Raw genomic sequence first — 14,729 nt, 5'->3', positions numbered from 1 at the left:
CCTGGCAAAAAGAGCCGCTGCGGCGGACTGCAATTAGGAACAATTCACCACCATCTTCGACCGCATCGTAGTTGCGAGCGATGGCGTCCTTCATCGCGAACCTCTCTGACAGTTTGTCCGCCGATAACTTCGGTCGACATTCAGATCTGATCAGGTAGCCTGCTTAATTCGCCGAGCTGCGCTTTTCCGGTTTAGCTCACTCGACGGACTCTGCCAGACCGGCTCGACCGGTCCGGTTCGTGCCAAGGGCGACGCCGCAGGCTTGCCCTGAAAGAGGCCACCATCTGCGGCGGCCTGAAAGGTTCGACATGATCCGAAGATCAATGAGCATACCTGTCCGGGATGCAATGGAAGGGGCTTCGCTGCGGTGATGCTGCCAGTGCAACCGGGCCAAAAAATCTACCCCACGAAATGCAAGCCCCGCGAGGGCAAGGGCAAAATCACCGATGCCAACTGAGGCGGCCTTCGCCATTCGCGGGAAATTTATGTCGGAGCGCGCAGGCCGGGCGAAGTCAGCGTATCTTCGTTTATGAAAACGGTGCCTCAATAGCGCTGTCGTGTCCCCCAAATCGCACGGCAGGCCGCGTGAACGACTATGGTTCGGAAACTCAATCATGGTTGAGGCCGAATAGTTGTCAGTGCACGAGACTCCGGGCCTGCCTGCACGCGACTTGCATCGGGGCTTTGCCACAGTCTATCCCATGACGCACTCGCGCGCAGTCGGTCGATAAACTGACAAGAGGCGCGGCTGCACCTTATGGTCGTGTTGCCCGCTGTGCAGCGCGTTGAAGTCGCTGATGCCGTCCACCCCAAGGATCACGGCCTCGCCATCGATCACAAACCTCTTTTGGCGGTTCCTCAGCGCGGCCTCAGCAATCCAGGGATAACGCTTCGTCCAGTCGCTGCCGTTGCGGGAGAGCAGCCGGACGCGCTCGTTTTCCCGGATGACCAGCATCCGATGGCCGTCGTGCTTTACCTCATGGATCCAGTCCGGCCCTGGCGCGGTCCGCCGGGCTGAGATCGCGGCGGCGGTGCTGGCGCCGTCCTCACCGCCGTCGTTGTTGCGCCCTCTTGCCGAATACGAAGCCATGGTCGGAGGAAGCTTCTGATGGCGCGGCAAAGAAGATAATGGAAGCAACGACCGATCCGCTCGATGCCATGCTGGCGCGACTGCAGCTCTCCGGCATCTGCGATCAGCTCGACAGCCTGCTCGACGAGGCGGCGCGCGCGAACCTGTCGGCGCGTGAGACACTGATCCTGCTGTGCGAGCGCGAGATTGCGCGCAAGGATCATCGCCGTATCGAGATGGCACTAAAACTTGCACACTTCCCGGCCGTGAAGGAGCTTGCGGGCTTCGACTTCGAGGCGCAGCCGTCGATCGATCCGAAACAGATCCGCGACCTGCCCGCGTCACGTTGGATCGCCAACGGTGAGAACGTGCTGCTGCTCGGCCCACCGGGCGTCGGTAAGACGCACCTGTCGATCGCGCTCGGGCGAGAGGCGATCCTGGCCGGTTACACGGTGCAGTTCACAACCGCGACGACGCTGGTCGCGGGCCTTGCCAAGGCACATGGCGAACGGCGTCTGGACGAGAAACTGCTCGCGCTGTCGAAGCCAAAGCTGCTGATCGTCGACGAGCTCGGCTATCTGCCGCTGGAACCCGACGCGGCACATCTCTTCTTCCAACTGGTCAGCCGGCGCTATGAAACTGGCGCCATGCTGATCACCTCGAACCGCAGTGTTGCCGAATGGGGCACCGTGTTCGCCGGTCCCGTGGTCGCCACCGCGATCCTCGACCGGCTCTTGCATCACAGCCACGTGCTGACGATCCGCGGCGATAGTTACCGGCTCCGCGCCAAGCGAAAGAGCGGCCTCATCCAGCCGCCGCCCGCCGGTGACGGCCCTCCGGTCGGCTCCGCCTCCCTCCGGCCCGTCACCGGCGGAAACAACCTTCAACCGAGATCATAACCCAGATGGTGGGGGCAGTTCTTCATGACGCAAAGGGGGCAGTTCCGGATGGCGTTTGATACCTAGGACGCGCGGCGCGAGTAGGGGATAGCAACAAAGTATGGCTTTGGCTGTTCACATGCATGGAAGCGCATCTTCTGCAGGTCACTACTGACGATGGCGAGTGCCGGTTTTGGTTAGCAGCCGGTACGGAAGAAGAGGCCGTTCAGCTCGTCTTGGATGCCATCCCGGAGGGATGGACCGCCAAACTAATCGATCGCGGGGGCACCGCCCCGGAGCAAGCTGCAGCGCTCGGCCTGACTGTTGGACTCGCGCCAGGAGAAGCCCGCGAGGTAAGCAGAGGAGTCGGGCTTAGCTGATACGCAGGCGTTTCTCCGCCGCCTCGATCTGCGAGCGGGGAAACCGGCCAGATGAATTTTGAAGCTTTAGCCCACAAGGAGCGTCAGATGAACGAACGACGTGAGCTATATCGTAGTACCAACGGCGACGCTTGATTTCTGGGACGCGAGCCGGCCAATGGCCATGCTTTCATCATTCATCAGCCAAATGTATAGCGCGACAATCTGGGTGGGAAGCGCACGACAATCAGGATGGCGAGTCGGTGTCGCGGCGAGGTGATGATTGCCGCGTTGATTGTCGCGCGCAAGAGTTTTTTGAACTCTGATTGTCGCGGAGCGTCAATCAGAGACGGTTTTGGGTGTCGCGTGTGACGGCGGGCGTCCAGGTCCGCGTTTTCGTTCGAGCGCGGTCCGCCTGCGATAGCTTTCGACGTTCATCTCGACGATGGTAGCGTGGTGGACAAGCCGATCGATGGCGGCGAGGGTCATAGCGGGGTCCGGGAAGACCCTGTTCCATTCGCCGAATGGCTGATTGGCTGTGATCAGCATCGAGCGTCGCTCGTAGCGTGCGCTGATGAGTTCGAACAGCACGCTGGTCTCGGCCTGGTCCTTGGTGACGTAGGCCAGGTCATCGAGGATCAGGAGATCGAAGCGATCAAGGCGGTTGATGGCGGCCTCGAGGTTGAGCTCGCGCCGCGCCACCTGGAGCTTTTGCACGAGATCGGTGGTTCTGGTGAAGAGAACGCGCCATCCGTTCTCGATCAGAGCGAGGCCGAGAGCACTTGCGAGATGGCTCTTTCCGCCACCGGGCGGGCCAAACAGCAGCAAATTGGCGCCCTTGCCCAGCCAGCCGTCGCCGGCGGCGAGCGCGGTGACCTGCGCCTTGGAGATCATCGGCACGGCCTCGAAGTCGAAGTTGTCGAAGGTCTTTCCGGCTGGCAGCCGTGCGTCGACGAGGTGCCGCTCGATGCGACGGCGGCCGCGTTCGGCGATCTCGTGCTCGGCAATGGTGGCGAGGAAGCGGGCCGCCGGCCAGCCTTCCTTGTCGGACTGCTCAGCAAATTGCGGCCACAGCACCTTGATGGCGGGCAGCCGCAGCTCGTTGAGCAACAGATTGAGGCGCGCGGTGTCGACGGTGTTGGCCGTGTTCATGCGGCACCTCCGATCTCGGCGGTGCCGATAAGGCACTCATAGGCGGCCAGTGGCGCGAGATGCACCACGACCTGCGGCACACGGGCAGGATCGGGCGCGAAGTGCGTGCGCAGCTGTCCGAGATCGGGCAGTTGGCCGGCGTCCAGGTCGGCGGCGAGCTGACCGGCGAGTTCGGCCTCGCAGCCGCGCTCGTGCGCCAGCGCAAGCAGATCGACCATGAGCCGGCAGGCTTTCTTGTCCGGCAGCCGTTCGCGCAAACGATCGAAGGTCTTCCGATAGGCATCGCGCGGGAACAGCCGATCACGGTAGACGAGATTGAGCAGCGCCATTGGCTTGCGCCGCAAGGAATGGATCACGTGCCGATAATCGACGACCTGGTCGTGCTTGCCGTTGGGATGCGGCCGCCCACGCGGCAGGGTGACGAGATGGGTGCCGCCGACGAACGTGTCGAGACGATCATCGTAAAGGCGCACCCGCAGCTGGTGGCCGATCAGGCGTGACGGCACGGTGTAGAACACCTTGCGCAAGGTGAAGCCGCCGCTTGACGTCACGCGGACAATCACCTCCTCGTAGTCCGAGGTGCGGCGATCTGGCAATGCCTGCAGGGTGGCGCGCTCGTGGTCGATGCGCTTGGCGTTGCGGGCATTGCGGCGGCTGACGATCTCGTCGATGAAGCCGCGATAGGCCGCGAGATCATCGAAGTCGGCAGTGCCGCGCAATAGCAGCGCATCGGCGATCGTCCGCTTGAGATGGCCATGCGAGCTCTCGATCGCCCCATTCTCATGGGCGATGCCGCGATTGTTGCGGGAAGGCCGCATGCCGTAATGGGCGCAGAGGTCCTCGTACCGCCGGGTCAGATCGTCCTGAGCATTCCGGTCCAGATTGCAGAAGGCGGCCGACAGACTGTCGGTCCGATGCTCCCGCGGCGCGCCGCCGAGCGACCACAGAGCATTCTGCAGTCCTTCCGCCAAGGCGACGAAGCTCTCGCCACCGAGCACGACATGGGCGTGCTCAAAGCCGGAATAGGCCAGCCGGAAGTGATAGAGGCGATGATCGAGCGGCACGCCCGCGATGGTGACCCCGAGCTCGCCCATGTCGGTGAAGTCGGACAGGCCGACCTGACCCACTTCGTGGGTCTGACGGAAGATGACTTCCTGCTCCTCGCCGTGGATTGCCCGCCAGGCGCGGATCCGGCGCTCCAGCGTGCGGCGGATTCCAGCCCCGAGCTCAGGGTGGCGGCGTAACATCTCCTCGAAGATCGCGACAGCCCGCACGCCGGGGGCCGCCTTCAACATCGGCACGACCTCGGTCTCAAAAACACTGGCCAACGGGTCCGGTCGGCGCCGGCCGCGGGCTCCCTTCTTCTGCAATGGGAGCCTTCGATCCTTCTCAAAGCGATACGCGGTCGAGGTACTGAACGACGCCTTGGCGGCGGCCACTGGCGGGGTATCGGTCTGACGGTACTTCATGTAGAGCCTCATCTGGTGATCGGTAACGTGTCGGCCTGGCAAGCGAGTGATTCCTCTTGGCGGAAGAACCACTTGCACAACCAGCCGGCCGCGATCACCAGTCGGCGCGGTCCCCTGTGGATCGCGCCGACGCCGGGCTCGTAACTCCGGTCGGGCTACGCCCTCCCTGCGTCACGAGCCCGGCGAAGCTCTCTCATCCTGATTGACGCTCCACTGTCACCCTGATTGCCGCGCGGCACAAATGCGCCTTCTGGCGGCCGACTGACACACATTGAACTCGGCGATTTCTTGCGAAGGGAGCCGAAAGGACCCGAGCACCAGGCTCTTCTGCGCCTGATAGGTACGCTAGTGAACGTGCCACCGTACGCTTAGGGCGTACCAGCAGCGTTAGAGCGGCCTAGCGCTCATTCCGCATATACGGGCTGTTCTCCGAGACCATAAGCAGAGACGGATCGGATATCGGCACACCTTGCAGGTCAATCGAGGCGTTTGAAAGGATCTGCGTGCAGATACTCGCCATCAAAGCAATTGACGACCAAGCGCCGATCACCATCCAACGCTCTCTCCGCATACGAATCTTCCTGAGCAGAGCTCGTAGCGGCCAACGCAAGCATTGACTAGCTGTTCCTACAGGATGCAAACGCTCCCTCACGCTTGGTGGCTGATAACCTCAGTAAGGAAGAGCAGCGAACGGCCGGCGCACACGAAAATTGAGGTTCGGGGCGAGGACGGGCCTTTCCAAGCCTCGCGCCATTTCGGAATCAAAAGATCCAAGAAGCCGTCTCCCCACCAGAAAAGAGAGGGCCGCCCGGAGGCGGCTAGTTTTTGTCTTCTCTTCTGCTTATTTCTTGAGGGCGTCAGGGGCGTCCCGCGCTGCATCCTTCACATCTCCCGCCGCATTGTGGGCAGATCCCTTGGCCTTGTCGATCTTGCCTTCGGCTTCCATGTCCTTGTCGCCAGTGAGCTTACCGGCACCTTCTTTGATGGCGCCTTTTGCCTTGTCGGCAGCGCCCTTCACATGTTCGCGGTCCATGATCGTGTCCTTTGCTGTTGGGAGAGCACACAACGAAAGCGTTGCGCAGTGGTTCCTCCTGCGGAGGCCCGCTTAAGGCCGCCGGCGTCGGACGCCTCGGCATATTGAAGGCAAGCCACCACTAAATTCTCGTCGCCTGGCGGGCCGTTCTAACCGACTCGTACTCTTATGGGGCGCGCCGGCCGGTCGCCGAGTCCGCGCAAGCGGATGGTCAAAATTGCTCAGACCTGGTCTGCCACAAGTGTTAACAACACCCATCACCGTCCGGCGCATGGCTTCTATCGGTGCTGAGAACCCCAGTTGCGCTCCCGCCTAACCGAACAGGGAGCACCCATGTTCAAGCAATCATCGATATTTCAATACCGCTTAGAGGACGAGGCAATTGACTTGCGCAAGCAGGCTGAGGGTATGGCTCATGGCGGTCGACGCAACGAACTTTTACTGATCGCAAGCCGGATCGAGACCTCGGTTAAATGGCTGGATTCACCCGGTCTGCGCGCTCCGACATAGACTACTAGCGCAGAGAGGCGGCACCAGCCGGTAGCCTCTCGTTCACGCGCGTGGCCTTTGTTTCTCGTTTTCTGGAAGGTTCCTATGGGCCGGGCGGCTGGCCTATCTCCGTGGCCTAATTTGATTCTGGGAGTGGCCTGTTTTGAATTTGGCCAGATCTGAGGAACTGGAATGCAGTTGCCAAACCATTTGTGGTGCCTTGATCAATTTTGCTCAGTTTTGATCTGCCATGCCTGCAAGGATGCCATGGCCGGAACATAAATCCGAGGGCAATGATGATCAGCGTTGCACTGTGCCAGGAAGCTGCGGACCACTATTCTACACTGTCCCGTCAGGCTAGCCCTTCCGAGGATCGCGCCGCCGTCCTCAAGAACATCGCCCGAACTTTGCGGGGTTTAGCCGGTCAGCTCGATAGGCTGGCGTCTCTTGAGAGAACCTTGGGCAAGTAAGGCCGCCTCAGTTGAAAGGATTCCGTCGGCGAGAACCATCGCGCGCCTGATGACCATCGGCCGAGACTTGCTCACGAAAGCGGAGGCCGTCACGGTCTCGGCGATCGAAGCTGGTGTACCAACCCTGGTCGAGGCACGCGAGATCATCGCCGAATTCCACCTGATGATCCGACGCAAGACCGAGGCGGGCCTCATCCCATGGATCGAGCGCGCCCGCGCCAGCGCCAGTCTCGTCGCCTCGTTCTCCAGCGGCGTCGCGAAGGATGAGGCGGCGGTACGGGCGGCAATCACTTCACCATGGTCCAACGGCCAGACTGAAGGTCAGATCACGCGCCTCAAGCTCGTCCGACGTCAAAATGTACGGCCGCGGCAAAATCGATCTGCTTCAAGCCAGACTAATTCGTTCAGAATAGTCGGCGCTGCACCAAACTTGCGTCAGAGCCAATATTGCAGGCCGAATGACAAGCAGGAGGAGCCGGCGCGCGAGGCAGCCGATCGTGGATTCCAGGATCAGCTCATCACCCGTGTGGGCGAGATGACTGGTGTCGCGCTCCCCAAGGATTAGGGATCACGAGCTGGGCGTCACCTCCATCCAAACACAGTCCCCCGGATTCCTACGGAGCGATCGCCATCTATCGTTTACGCACTGCTGGTACGATATCTCCCGCATGGGCGGCGACATCGATCCTCAAAATCAGGCTGAGGCGGCGATGAAGGAGGCCGTCAACGCCGATGGTTTCCAACGGCAGCGTTGGATTCAGGTCGCGCAGGCCTGGCTCGAGCTCGCTCGGCCGGCAGAGGGTAGGTACCGTTATGGACGAGAGAAGGGCACGAACGTTTATAATGGCAGCGGCCTTGACCTTGCTCCCAAATCCCGTTTTGAGTTCACCGGCCAGATCGCCCGGTGCTTCGCGATGAAGACGAACTTCATGTCGCTTCCTTCGCGAAGAAAGCTGCGGCCTTCCTAAGAAACAGCCACCTCAGGGCCGCAGGGAACAGCTTGCAAAACGAAGCCCAGCGATTTGGCGCGCCGCTTCAGATTGGCGAGGACGCGGCTACGATATTGTTCCTCATAGTGGTCGGCACCCGGATCTTTGTAGGATATGCCGTGCCGGAGGGTGTTGTAGAACAGGACCGCAATTTTGCGGGCGGTCGCCGTCACGGCCTTCGCTTTACCCGCACGAGAGGACAACCGACGATAAAATGCGCCGAGCGCCGTATCGCTCCGTCCGATGGTGGTGGCCGCCAGCCGCAACAGCGCAGCTGCCCGACTGGATGATCTCCGAGTACGCGAAGAGAGCACCTTGCCGCCCGAGATTTTGTTGCCCGGTGCCAGGCACAGCCAGGAGGTGAAGTGCTTGGCGGTCGGCCAAGCCCTCAAATCGGTGCCGCACTCGCCAATGAGCTTCAATGCAAGTGATGGACCTAGCCCATGGATCTCGGTCAGATCGACGCCGAGGACGCCGTATAGAGCGGCCCTCACATCGAACGATGGCGTATTGACCTGCTTGGTCTTCACCCGCGGTCTGGGGAGCTTGCCGACTGGCTTGGCCCCTTTGTCCGTCAGCGCCGTTATCAAGGATTCCAGCTTGCGATCGCAGTCGAGCATCTTGGCCTGGTAGGTGTCATAGAGTTCCAGCGACTGGGTGAGCGCGAAGACGTGTTCATCCCGATCATTGCCCACCAGTGCGGCGCGGATCGTCTCAATTGAGGAATGGCAGCGTACATCACGGTAGGTCGCCAACACGTCGGGATTGCGTTCGCCCGCGACAATCGCTCGGATAATCCGCATCCCGGTCGCACCGGTGATGTCAGAGACAACGTGATGAAGTTGCAGATTCATCTCCATCAGGGCCTTTTGCATGTGCTGGATGTGAGCGGCTGCGTATTCCACTAGCCGCTCGCGCTGACGCAGATAAGCCCGCAGGGTTGCGATCTCGGCATCAGGGCGGAAGCTCCCGCGCAACAGACCATAGGAATGGAGCTGGCGCAGCCATGCGGCATCGCTGACGTCTGTCTTGCGCCCAGGCACGTTCTTGGCGTAACGCGCATTGACCAAAATGACCTCGAACCCGCGCTGCTCGAGAATCTCGTAGGCTGGGATCCAATAGACCCCGGTGGATTCCATCGCGACGCTAGTCACGCCGCAGGCTTTGAACCAGTCTGCCAAATCATGCAGGTCCTGCGTAAATGTGCCGAACGCACGTACCGGAGTGTCGGTGCAGATCGGGTCGACCGCTGCCATGTGTATTTTTGATCCAATGTCGATGGCGGCTGCGCCAACATTGACGGGATTCAATTCCGGGCGGTCACCGGTCGTCCTCTTGGGCATCGCAAATCCTCCATCCGATTGTGGGCAGGAGGGTCTGGGCTATGCCAATCGTCATCTTCCTAATCGGGATCGCCGCAGGAACGGCGTCACCACTCTCAAGTTCGCATGCACCCATGGACCACGTTTTTTAACGGGGACTAGTGCCTCCAATAAGCTGACGGCCGCTACCCTCCGAGATACGAGGATAGCACGGGCTGTTTCTACCGCGCGCAGGCGGGCAACGGCCCGTGACAGTTTTTTAGGATATCCCGCTCGGCCTTCAGCTTAGCGACCTCACGGCGCAACCGCTCGATCTCGTGCTGCTCGGGCTTCATCTGCCCATGACCGGGAAAGGCCTGTACCGGATCGGCGCCAAGCTCCTTCACCCACTTGCGCAGAACATTCTCATGAACATCCAGGTCCCGGCCGGCTTGCGCCACCGATACCCCGCGCTCCCGCACCAGCTTAACCGCCTCGACCTTGAACTCGCGACTGAACTTCCGTCTCTTCATCGCCCACCTCCGGCTTCATGAAACACCTGATCTCGGTGTCCATCAAACCGGCAGCAGCTCAAATCTCAGATTGGCGGTTTTGGCTCATCATGATGATGGGCGCTGCGTAAGCCGCCTGGAAGGAAAGAACCAAGTTCAGCAAAATGAAGGGAAAAGGGTCCCAATGTCTGATGAATGCTATCATGTTCAGCATGATCCAAATGCCAAGAAGGACGCTTTGGATGATGATGAAGCACCAAGAACCAACTGTTCAGCGACCCGGTCAGCAAGCATCGCGCCCGGCGTCAGTGCGAGCTTGGGTAAGTTGCGGGCTGGCTTTTGAGTCCGGAGTTCTCGCAGCCGCTCCTGGTCTTCTGGACTGAGGTGGACTTATGGGTTTGCTCATTGGTCATTTGTTGCATCCACAGTTGAGAAGGGTCTACGGGCCACGGGAGGAAGCTAGTACTACCATCGACGGCTGTTGCCTGATCTCTGTTGCCGAAAATCCGTGAATCTGAATCAGGCGGGCAGTAGCTACAAAGGCGACGAGGCGTCCTGCGCTGGCCGCGACGCCGGGTTCGCAAGGCCGCGTCGGCCAGCAGAGGAAGGAGTGATCCGGATGACTATACCAGCGAAAGCCGAGGCGCCGCCGCCGACCGTCTTCGTTTTGGAGATCGACGGTCAGCCCATTCTGGCGTTCAGAGCTGCGACGATTCGTCAGGCCAGAGAACTCGGCAAGGAGGACTGGCTGCAAGATGATTTGAAGCGAATGATGGTCGGACACAGGCCGCTTTGGAATGGGAAGTCGCCGATCAGGGTGCGTCGCGCCAAGCCAGAAGAAGAAGTGTACTACGTTGACGCGAAAACGGAGAATGCTGCAGGCGATTCGCCTTTGGTCTTTCTGGTTCGGCGGGACGATCAAGCGGATGCAGGTAGTCCCGTCACCCGTGGATCATTTCCGCCCCGGAGATGATTTCGAAGTAACACCTTATCGGCGGACTGGGCGGCCTCGTTGACGAACGAGATTATCGCGACCTGCTGCACCGATGCCACGTCCCGAACGACATCCACAGTTAGCTGCTGAGTGCCCCGAGGAAACTCTCGCGCCACGCCGCAATGCTATTGCGGCGTAGTACCACCATCATGGCCCGCCAACGATCGCATCGCTCCCCAAGTGGCATCCCCAGCGCTGTCTGCAATGCTTCGGCGACGGCGTCGGGGTCATACGGGTTGGCGATCACGGCAGTGTCGAGTTCGTAGGCCGCGCCGGCAAAAGGGCGAGAGAACGAGCACGCCAGGGTCATCGGGGTTCTGTGCAGCGACATACTCCTTGGCAACCAGGTTCATTCCGTCGCGCAACGGAGTGACAAGAGCGACGCGGCTGAGCCGAAAGAAGCCAGCGAGCGAACGCTGCGAGAAGCTCCTGTTCAAATACTGGATCGGCGCCCAATCGAGTTCCGCGTAGCGACCGGCCACGTCGCCCGCCAGCGCACCAAGCCTCTGTCGCAACGCACGGTATTCAGGAACGTCGCTGCGCGTTGCGGTGGCGATCTGCAGCAAGCGGACGTGGTTGCGGTATGCGGGATAGCCCTCGAGAAAGGCGGCGAACGCTTTGAACCGGTGCTCGAGACCCTTACTGTAATCCAGCCGGTCCACCCCAATGATGAGCTTGCGCCCCCGGAGACTCTCCTGCAGCCGGCGGGCCGTTCGGGATTTCACAGCGCGACTAGCCATTTCGGCGATCGCTTCAGTATCGATACCAATCGGGAAGGCGCCGGCGCGCAGAACCCGATCGAAAGCGTGAACGTGGCCATCGGACGAAATCGTGCCTCCTGCACGGCGAAGGATGGCGTCATGGAAGGCGGTCAAATCCTCCACCGTCTGGAAGCCGACGAGATCGTAAGCGCACAGTGATTTCAGCAGGTCGCCGTAGTGAGGAAGGGTCGCCAGCACCCCCAAAGACGGAAACGGCGTATGCAAGAAAAACCCGATCCGCTGTGTGGCGCGGGCGCGGCGAAGTTCCTCGGCCATCGGGATCAGATGGTAGTCATGCACCCAGACGAGGTCACTCGGGCTGAGCAGGGGCGCGAGGGCGTCGGCGAGCACGGCGTTCACCCGTCGATAGGCGGCCAAGTCCCGGCGGGTAAAGTTCATGAGGTCAAGGCGATAGTGGAATAAGGGCCACAGTGCCGCGTTGGAGAAGCCGCTGTAGTAGCCGTCATGGTCCGCGCGGGTAAGATCGACGGTAGCGTACGTCACTCCCTCGGTCTCAAAAACGTTCGGCTCTTTTGTTGTTTCTCCAAGCTTGCCACTCCACCCGAACCATAAGCCTCCAGCCTGATGCAGAGCGTCGACGAGGCCGGTCACGAGCCCGCCGCTGCGCTGCGCAGCTTCTGCCGGCAAGGCGACACGGTTGGAGACGATGACCAAGCGGCTCAAGCGGGTTCCCTCCGCACTGTCAGGGTTGCGTCGAGCCGAGCCGCCAAAAGATCTCGGCGAACACGGCAACGCAATGATCGGCGGTGACATCCGCCGGAGCCCACATTCGCTCGGTCCTCGCGCGAAAATCCACAATTCCTTCTACCGGAACTGACGGTCCCGTCATCAGGCAATCTGGGCGGGCGTTACCTGTAAAACATATAGATCTTCCCGCAGTAAATATAGGATACTCTGCCGACGATCTGGATTGTTGGGCGCTGTCTAAAGCTGATCTTCGCCAGGATTTCGACGGCAGACGCCCCGGGTGTGCCTCTCGATCTCAGCCAGTGCGGCGTCGAGCGAGGCGTGCGGCCCTTGCTGTATGCCGGCCATAGTTTCCGATGCGTGGCCCTCCGGATGGATCATGAACTGACGTGGAGCGCTTGCCGTGATGCGCCCCATCGAGCGGCCGAGCAGGTCCGTCAGCTGCCAAACCGTGCCTCCCTCTGCCGGTGTAACGATCACATCCATGGTGAGCCTTGAGTCTGTACGCCGCGCGAACAAACCGCTGCAATAACCGATGGGCGAACTACCGAGTTCCGCGGCCGCGGCATTCTCGGTACTGGAAGGATTGGCGCTTCGGATCGCCCCGCGATCGAGCGAATGGCGCTTAATGCCGATATATGCGACTATATAGAATGGTCAAAAAGAAAGGTCGAAGGCCAAGGTCGGGAGAAGAAATGGCAACCGCTCTCGACCGTTGGGACGAGGAAGGCGGAGCGCAGGAGTTGGCGTGGCCTTTACCCTATGAAGCCAGCGATTTGCGCGATGTGGAGCGCAGAGTCCTGGAATGTCTGGGTGCCGCCCTTGTCAGCGAATGGAATGATCTGCCTACTGACGTCCAGCGCAGGCTCTTCGAGCACGCGGCCTCGGGCAAATCGCACGACGCCACCGTGTTGAAGACGCGGATCGCCCGTTTCCTGCATGATCATAAAGGTGCTTCGGGTGGGCGTTAACACGACTTTGGCAGATTTGTTCACGCCTTGCTCTTCGCTGACCTGTGTTCTGCAGTACCCGTATCGCGGATCTGATGGCTGAAGAATGAGAGCGACGATGGCGGGACGCGCGGCTGGCAGGTTGGGCTGAGGTGGTGGCCGTCGTTTCATTTTTGCGCCCCGTCTTGGCAATGCGGAAGTGCTGCAAGAAGGCGTAAGCAACCATCGTCATAAGAGCGTGACGATGAAGACCGTGCCAGAACCGTCCCATCGCGCCATGACGGTTGTAGCCGACCGCTGCAAGTCTATCTCGGCTGGTAGATTTGCGAGATAGCATTTCTTCTCTCCGAGTCGCGATGCTTGCCGATCGCCAACTCGCATTTTTTCACTTGGCATCAGCAAGCATTTCGTCCGCCGGCATCTATAACAAATCCGCGATGTGTATTGCCTTGTGTTTGGTGACTTCGCAGCCATCTCATGATAAAGAGTTAGCTAATCTCGGCACAAAGAGCACTGTAAACGGATTGCTTCACTATCGCGCCGATGCAAAGCCGTTTCTGAAGGATAGCCGATCATGACCATGCGCTCCCGACGCGAAACGGTCACCTTCAAGCATCCCTTCCGGATCAAGGGCGTCGACCGCCTCTTGCCTCCGGGTGCCTACGAGGTCATCACCGATGAGGAGATGATCGAAGGATTGTCGTTCGAGGCGTTTCGCCGGGTTGCCACTATGATCACGGTGCCGGCGGCGCCGCCGCGCACTTCAACGGTGGAGAGGATTTCCATCGACCCGGTCGATTTGGCTGACGCTCAGCGCATTGATGCCGACGCGCCTCGTGAGTGACGCACCACTCGATCTCGACAAGCACCGCTGAATGGCTGCACAAGAAGCGACCGACGTCCGGCGCATTCTGGCGCACGTCGAGAACAACGCAATGCCCCTGCGCGATGGGAAGCTTTCTTAAATCTGATGATGCGGCGTCCAACGACTTTCGCACCACACAGCTGGCCTTCACCGGATCCTTAGCCGCCGCGGTCTTGGCAGCTATTTCGTGTTGCTCTGAGCAGAATATCGTTTCGGGACGGTCTTGTACGTCCCCTTGCGGCGGCTTATGTGCTGATTAGCACTCGCTGGCCACGACTGCCATTTCGTCCAAAGCAACAACAACAAGAAAACAGGAGGACAGCATGAAATTCCGTCCGCTTCACGACCGCGTTGTGGTCAAGCGCATTGAGGCCGAAGACAAAACCGCTGGTGGCATCATCATTCCGGACACTGCCAAGGAAAAACCTTCGCAGGGCGAGATCACGGCGGTTGGCCCAGGCGGCCGAGATGAATCCGGCAAACTGATTCCCATCGATCTCAAGGTTGGCGACCGCGTCCTGTTCGGCAAGTGGTCAGGCACCGAGGTCAAGCTCGATGGTCAGGAACTACTGATCATGAAGGAAAGCGACATTATGGGCGTTCTCACTGAGCTGCCCGCCGCCAAGAAGAAGGTCGCATAGACGCCAGCCAATTTTCCTTATCCTGAGCCGTCCCTGCAGCCCGCGTCTCGAAGGACGAGGCCTGCAAATTCAAGTCCCGCCACTTAAGG

General features: G+C 60.3%; 16 protein-coding genes and 3 pseudogenes. 8 read left to right on the top strand and 11 right to left on the bottom strand.

Translation table 11 applies throughout. From position 1 onward, the window contains the following. Positions 1 to 694: 694 nt before the first annotated feature. Complete coding sequence (locus ACVWYP_RS39535; RefSeq protein WP_240536845.1) at positions 695 to 1,090, bottom strand: ATP-dependent DNA ligase; 396 nt, start codon at positions 1,088 to 1,090, stop codon at positions 695 to 697. A gap of 38 nt (positions 1,091 to 1,128) precedes the next feature. Here ACVWYP_RS39535 and istB (ACVWYP_RS39530) point away from each other — a divergent pair, with 38 nt between their 5' ends. Continuing rightward, a complete protein-coding gene (gene istB, locus ACVWYP_RS39530; protein ID WP_304497099.1) occupies positions 1,129 to 1,968 on the top strand; it encodes an IS21-like element helper ATPase IstB in 840 nt (279 codons plus the stop codon). 677 nt (positions 1,969 to 2,645) lie between these two features. Here the strand turns inward: istB (ACVWYP_RS39530) and istB (ACVWYP_RS39525) are convergent. The 3 genes from istB (ACVWYP_RS39525) to ACVWYP_RS39515 form a co-directional block, all read right to left on the bottom strand. Then, complete coding sequence (istB, locus tag ACVWYP_RS39525) at positions 2,646 to 3,458, bottom strand: IS21-like element helper ATPase IstB (protein ID WP_018269937.1); 813 nt, start codon at positions 3,456 to 3,458, stop codon at positions 2,646 to 2,648. Further along, on the bottom strand, positions 3,455 to 4,969 hold the full coding sequence (gene istA, locus ACVWYP_RS39520) for an IS21 family transposase (RefSeq protein WP_026192312.1): 1,515 nt from the start codon (positions 4,967 to 4,969) through the stop codon (positions 3,455 to 3,457). Before istA ends, istB (ACVWYP_RS39525) begins: the two co-directional genes overlap by 4 nt. 799 nt (positions 4,970 to 5,768) lie before the next feature. After that, complete coding sequence (locus ACVWYP_RS39515) at positions 5,769 to 5,960, bottom strand: CsbD family protein (RefSeq protein WP_016844172.1); 192 nt, start codon at positions 5,958 to 5,960, stop codon at positions 5,769 to 5,771. A 333-nt stretch (positions 5,961 to 6,293) separates the two neighbouring features. Here ACVWYP_RS39515 and ACVWYP_RS39510 point away from each other — a divergent pair, with 333 nt between their 5' ends. The 3 genes and pseudogenes from ACVWYP_RS39510 to ACVWYP_RS39500 all read left to right on the top strand — a co-directional run bounded on the left by ACVWYP_RS39510 (position 6,294) and on the right by ACVWYP_RS39500 (position 7,887). Then, a complete protein-coding gene (locus ACVWYP_RS39510) occupies positions 6,294 to 6,470 on the top strand; it encodes a hypothetical protein (protein ID WP_168388417.1) in 177 nt (58 codons plus the stop codon). Between the two features lie 459 nt (positions 6,471 to 6,929). After that, positions 6,930 to 7,332, top strand: a pseudogene (locus ACVWYP_RS39505) (transposase); the annotation flags it as partial. A gap of 255 nt (positions 7,333 to 7,587) precedes the next feature. Continuing rightward, on the top strand, positions 7,588 to 7,887 hold the full coding sequence (locus ACVWYP_RS39500) for a hypothetical protein (RefSeq protein ID WP_016844170.1): 300 nt from the start codon (positions 7,588 to 7,590) through the stop codon (positions 7,885 to 7,887). Here ACVWYP_RS39500 and ACVWYP_RS39495 read toward each other — a convergent pair. The 3 genes and pseudogenes from ACVWYP_RS39495 to ACVWYP_RS39485 all read right to left on the bottom strand — a co-directional run bounded on the left by ACVWYP_RS39495 (position 7,884) and on the right by ACVWYP_RS39485 (position 9,935). Continuing rightward, positions 7,884 to 9,251: an IS110 family RNA-guided transposase gene (locus ACVWYP_RS39495; protein ID WP_018273530.1), complete on the bottom strand. Its 1,368-nt coding sequence runs from the start codon at positions 9,249 to 9,251 to the stop codon at positions 7,884 to 7,886. The genes ACVWYP_RS39500 and ACVWYP_RS39495 overlap by 4 nt on opposite strands. A gap of 236 nt (positions 9,252 to 9,487) precedes the next feature. Further along, positions 9,488 to 9,742 (bottom strand): annotated as a pseudogene (locus ACVWYP_RS39490) (transposase); the annotation flags it as partial. 58 nt (positions 9,743 to 9,800) lie between these two features. Continuing rightward, on the bottom strand, positions 9,801 to 9,935 hold the full coding sequence (locus tag ACVWYP_RS39485; RefSeq protein ID WP_245288601.1) for a DUF1003 domain-containing protein: 135 nt from the start codon (positions 9,933 to 9,935) through the stop codon (positions 9,801 to 9,803). 405 nt (positions 9,936 to 10,340) lie between these two features. Between ACVWYP_RS39485 and ACVWYP_RS39480 the strand changes: the two genes are divergently transcribed. Then, a complete protein-coding gene (locus ACVWYP_RS39480; RefSeq protein WP_232208625.1) occupies positions 10,341 to 10,694 on the top strand; it encodes a hypothetical protein in 354 nt (117 codons plus the stop codon). Between the two features lie 100 nt (positions 10,695 to 10,794). Here ACVWYP_RS39480 and ACVWYP_RS39475 read toward each other — a convergent pair whose 3' ends face one another. The 3 genes from ACVWYP_RS39475 to ACVWYP_RS39465 all read right to left on the bottom strand — a co-directional run bounded on the left by ACVWYP_RS39475 (position 10,795) and on the right by ACVWYP_RS39465 (position 12,670). Then, positions 10,795 to 11,025, bottom strand: a complete 231-nt coding sequence (locus tag ACVWYP_RS39475) for a trehalose-6-phosphate synthase (protein WP_338139886.1) — start codon at positions 11,023 to 11,025, stop codon at positions 10,795 to 10,797. After that, positions 10,943 to 12,160 (bottom strand): alpha,alpha-trehalose-phosphate synthase (UDP-forming), encoded by a 1,218-nt coding sequence (locus ACVWYP_RS39470; RefSeq protein ID WP_338132164.1) that lies wholly within the window; start codon positions 12,158 to 12,160, stop codon positions 10,943 to 10,945. Before ACVWYP_RS39470 ends, ACVWYP_RS39475 begins: the two co-directional genes overlap by 83 nt. A gap of 261 nt (positions 12,161 to 12,421) precedes the next feature. Further along, complete coding sequence (locus ACVWYP_RS39465; protein ID WP_018273528.1) at positions 12,422 to 12,670, bottom strand: hypothetical protein; 249 nt, start codon at positions 12,668 to 12,670, stop codon at positions 12,422 to 12,424. A 209-nt stretch (positions 12,671 to 12,879) separates the two neighbouring features. Between ACVWYP_RS39465 and ACVWYP_RS39460 the strand changes: the two genes are divergently transcribed. Continuing rightward, positions 12,880 to 13,155 (top strand): hypothetical protein, encoded by a 276-nt coding sequence (locus ACVWYP_RS39460; protein ID WP_018648614.1) that lies wholly within the window; start codon positions 12,880 to 12,882, stop codon positions 13,153 to 13,155. A 28-nt stretch (positions 13,156 to 13,183) separates the two neighbouring features. On the opposite strand, the pseudogene ACVWYP_RS39455 reads toward ACVWYP_RS39460, so the two are convergent. Further along, positions 13,184 to 13,521: pseudogene (locus ACVWYP_RS39455) on the bottom strand (IS701 family transposase); the annotation flags it as partial. Between the two features lie 187 nt (positions 13,522 to 13,708). On the opposite strand from ACVWYP_RS39455, the gene ACVWYP_RS39450 reads away from it, so the two are divergent. Both ACVWYP_RS39450 and ACVWYP_RS39445 read left to right on the top strand, forming a co-directional pair. Further along, positions 13,709 to 13,978, top strand: coding sequence for a hypothetical protein (locus ACVWYP_RS39450; protein WP_028338371.1), 270 nt, complete (start codon positions 13,709 to 13,711; stop codon positions 13,976 to 13,978). A gap of 344 nt (positions 13,979 to 14,322) precedes the next feature. Next, positions 14,323 to 14,640, top strand: coding sequence for a co-chaperone GroES (locus ACVWYP_RS39445; RefSeq protein WP_018648612.1), 318 nt, complete (start codon positions 14,323 to 14,325; stop codon positions 14,638 to 14,640). Positions 14,641 to 14,729 lie beyond the last annotated feature (89 nt).

The organism is Bradyrhizobium sp. USDA 3262, from assembly GCF_054060035.1.
Note: the sequence above shows the minus strand (reverse complement) of the source record. Positions and strands in the feature narration are given on the sequence as shown.